Source organism: Klebsiella sp. CN_Kp088 (genome assembly GCF_040064335.1).
Taxonomy (GTDB): domain Bacteria; phylum Pseudomonadota; class Gammaproteobacteria; order Enterobacterales; family Enterobacteriaceae; genus Klebsiella; species Klebsiella aerogenes.
In genome coordinates, this window is sequence record NZ_JBEAIQ010000011.1 from 1 (window position 1) to 573 (window position 573).

A 573-nucleotide genomic window follows, 5' to 3' on the forward strand; every position below is an offset into this window, starting at 1 on the left:
AGGGGAACCTGCGGTTGGATCACCTCCTTACCTTAAAGAACCTGCCTTTGTAGTGCTCACACAGATTGTCTGATGAAAATACAGCAGTAAGTAATCTCTGCAGGCTTGTAGCTCAGGTGGTTAGAGCGCACCCCTGATAAGGGTGAGGTCGGTGGTTCAAGTCCACTCAGGCCTACCAAATTCGCTCTCGTGCTTTGTTGTGGCAAAGCTCGCATACTTCAGTATGCTTCGCTTCACCACGCCGCGCCCGAAAACGAATTAAGGTTAAAAGAGATAACTACGATGGGGCTATAGCTCAGCTGGGAGAGCGCCTGCTTTGCACGCAGGAGGTCTGCGGTTCGATCCCGCATAGCTCCACCATCCTTACTGCAAAAAACAAGAAAACTTCAGAGTGTACCTGAAAAGGTTCACTGCGAAGTTTTGCTCTTTAAAAATCTGGATCAAGCTGAAAATTGAAACGACACACAGTTAATGTGTGTTCGAGTCTCTCAAATTTTCGCGACACGTTGGTGTTTTACGAAACATCTTCGGGTTGTGAGGTTAAGCGACTAAGCGTACACGGTGGATGCCCTG

Annotated in this window: 2 tRNA genes; both read left to right on the forward strand. The window is 48.2% G+C overall.

Features of this window, described 5'->3' with window-relative positions:
• Positions 1–101 precede the first annotated feature (101 nt).
• A tRNA-Ile gene (locus ABLV08_RS03520) sits at positions 102–178 on the forward strand.
• 106 nt (positions 179–284) lie between these two features.
• Positions 285–360, forward strand: a tRNA-Ala gene (locus ABLV08_RS03525).
• Positions 361–573 lie beyond the last annotated feature (213 nt).